This window comes from Tessaracoccus pujii (assembly GCF_055326215.1).
On record NZ_JBUZNP010000022.1, the window covers coordinates 1 to 3,014 of the forward strand.

Sequence of the window (3,014 nt, forward strand, 5' to 3'; positions counted from 1 at the left end):
CGTTGGCGCACGAGCCGTTCGGCTGGCGGCCGACCACGTTGCTGGTCACGATCCGTCGCTACCGCTGCACCGGCTGCGGGCATGTGTGGCGGCAAGACACCAGCCTCGCCGCGGAGCCGCGGGCGAAGCTGTCACGCCGCGGGCTGCGGTGGGCGTTGGAGGGTCTGGTCGTGCAGCACCTCACCGTCGCCCGGGTCGCCGAAGGGCTGGGGGTGTCGTGGAACACCGCCAACACGGCGGTCCTGGCCGAAGGCAAGCGGGTCCTGATCGACGACCCGACCAGGTTCGACGGGGTGACGGCCATCGGCGTGGACGAGCACGTGTGGCGCCACACCCGCCGCGGTGACAAGTACGTCACCGTCATCATCGACCTGACCGGCATCCGCACCCGGACAGGGCCTGCCAGGCTGCTCGACATGGTCGAAGGGCGCTCCAAGCAGGCGTTCAAGCAGTGGCTGTCCGAACGCGACCAGGCATGGCGCGACAGAGTTGAGGTCGTCGCGATGGACGGGTTCACCGGGTTCAAGACCGCCACCGCCGAAGAGCTGCCCGACGCGACCGCCGTCATGGATCCCTTCCACGTGGTCCGCCTCGCCGGCGACGCCCTCGACCGATGCCGCCGACGCGTCCAACAAGCCATCCACGGACACCGAGGCCGCACCAGCGACCCGCTCTACTCGGCGCGCCGCACCCTCCACACCGGCACCGACCTCCTCACCGACCGACAGAAGGACCGGCTCACCGCCCTGTTCGCCGGCGATGACCATGTCGAGGTCGAAGCCACCTGGGGCATCTACCAACGCATGATCGCCGCCTACCGCGAACCCGATCGGACCAGAGGCCGGGCCCTGATGACCAGCCTGATCGCCTCGGTCAGCCAGGGCGTCCCCGCCGCGTTGAGCGAGGTGATCACACTCGGCCGAACGCTGAAGAAGCGAGCCGACGACGTGCTGGCCTATTTCGACCGGCCCGGCACCTCGAACGGTCCCACCGAGGCCCTCAACGGCCGCCTGGAACATCTCCGCGGATCAGCACTCGGCTTCCGGAACCTCACCAACTACATCGCCAGATCACTGCTCGAGACCGGCGGATTCAGACCCCGACTACACCCTGGATTGTGATGAGCCGCCAAACGCTCACGGCGATCATAGGGGTCCAGGTCATCGACGCTGACCCGTCCCGCGGTGGGTTCGAGAGCCCCCGACAGAGCGCGCAGGAGTGTTGTCTTCCCAGCGCCATTGGCGCCCAGCAGAGCAGTCACTCCCCCGGTCAGAGCAAACGAAGCATCAGAGACCGAGGGAGCCCTCGTCCGGGGATACCGAACGGTCAGAGCCTCAGCACCGATCAACTAGATCTGGCCTTGAGACTGACTGCCGCATGGATCTACCGCCCAGGCGACATCAACGCACGTCTTCGCCGCGCCGGTCCACGGGCCGTATGTGGGCGCCCCGTAACTCACCTTGTTCGCGACGCTGGTGTAGGACGTGCTCGTCGTGTTCGTGCTGCGCACAGACACTGTCTGGGCAGAGTTCCAGGCGTAACCCATCACATAGATTCCCCGACCGTTGTATACGCCGGCCTTTGCTGTTGCATTGTTCCGCACGTAGACGATATCCATGGCAATGTTCCCGTAGGCCCTCCCCGCTTCCACTCCGTTCTGCGTCACGGTCCTTCCGGAAAAACTGTAGGCAGCATCGGCAATTGAGGCAGATCCGAAGGCGAGGCACCCAACGATCAAAGCGCCCATGACATGTGATTTTCGGCTTGACATTTTGCTCCTCAGCGTGAATACAGGGAGCGTAGCAGCAGCGTCCGAGTAAATCGGAGAGACCCTCACCAGCGCTGACTAAAGTTACTATACTCAGTGACTATTGAGCATCCCAATCAGGCTCATCACAATCCAGGGTGTAGTCGGGGTCTGAATCCGCCGGTCTCGAGCAGTGATCTGGCGATGTAGTTGGTGAGGTTCCGGAAGCCGAGTGCTGATCCGCGGAGATGTTCCAGGCGGCCGTTGAGGGCCTCGGTGGGACCGTTCGAGGTGCCGGGCCGGTCGAAATAGGCCAGCACGTCGTCGGCTCGCTTCTTCAGCGTTCGGCCGAGTGTGATCACCTCGCTCAACGCGGCGGGGACGCCCTGGCTGACCGAGGCGATCAGGCTGGTCATCAGGGCCCGGCCTCTGGTCCGATCGGGTTCGCGGTAGGCGGCGATCATGCGTTGGTAGATGCCCCAGGTGGCTTCGACCTCGACATGGTCATCGCCGGCGAACAGGGCGGTGAGCCGGTCCTTCTGTCGGTCGGTGAGGAGGTCGGTGCCGGTGTGGAGGGTGCGGCGCGCCGAGTAGAGCGGGTCGCTGGTGCGGCCTCGGTGTCCGTGGATGGCTTGTTGGACGCGTCGGCGGCATCGGTCGAGGGCGTCGCCGGCGAGGCGGACCACGTGGAAGGGATCCATGACGGCGGTCGCGTCGGGCAGCTCTTCGGCGGTGGCGGTCTTGAACCCGGTGAACCCGTCCATCGCGACGACCTCAACTCTGTCGCGCCATGCCTGGTCGCGTTCGGACAGCCACTGCTTGAACGCCTGCTTGGAGCGCCCTTCGACCATGTCGAGCAGCCTGGCAGGCCCTGTCCGGGTGCGGATGCCGGTCAGGTCGATGATGACGGTGACGTACTTGTCACCGCGGCGGGTGTGGCGCCACACGTGCTCGTCCACGCCGATGGCCGTCACCCCGTCGAACCTGGTCGGGTCGTCGATCAGGACCCGCTTGCCTTCGGCCAGGACCGCCGTGTTGGCGGTGTTCCACGACACCCCCAGCCCTTCGGCGACCCGGGCGACGGTGAGGTGCTGCACGACCAGACCCTCCAACGCCCACCGCAGCCCGCGGCGTGACAGCTTCGCCCGCGGCTCCGCGGCGAGGCTGGTGTCTTGCCGCCACACATGCCCGCAGCCGGTGCAGCGGTAGCGACGGATCGTGACCAGCAACGTGGTCGGCCGCCAGCCGAACGGCTCGTGCGCCAACG

At 66.2% G+C, this 3,014-nt stretch carries 3 protein-coding genes; 1 reads left to right on the top strand and 2 read right to left on the bottom strand.

Annotation, left to right across the window (positions count from 1 at the left end):
* Positions 1–1,121 (top strand): ISL3 family transposase (locus ACZK5N_RS14760; protein ID WP_463625116.1); only part of this gene is annotated, 1,121 nt, incomplete at its 5' end.
* On the opposite strand, the gene ACZK5N_RS14765 is transcribed toward ACZK5N_RS14760, so the two are convergent.
* Together ACZK5N_RS14765 and ACZK5N_RS14770 are read right to left on the bottom strand one after the other, a co-directional pair.
* The gene (locus tag ACZK5N_RS14765; RefSeq protein ID WP_459019731.1) at positions 1,058–1,348 is read right to left on the bottom strand and encodes an ATP-binding cassette domain-containing protein; all 291 of its coding nucleotides are present in this window, start codon (positions 1,346–1,348) and stop codon (positions 1,058–1,060) included. The two genes, ACZK5N_RS14760 and ACZK5N_RS14765, sit on opposite strands and share 64 nt — an antisense overlap.
* A gap of 545 nt (positions 1,349–1,893) precedes the next feature.
* The coding region (locus ACZK5N_RS14770) for an ISL3 family transposase (RefSeq protein ID WP_463625116.1) at positions 1,894–3,014 on the bottom strand (1,121 nt) is incomplete at its 5' end.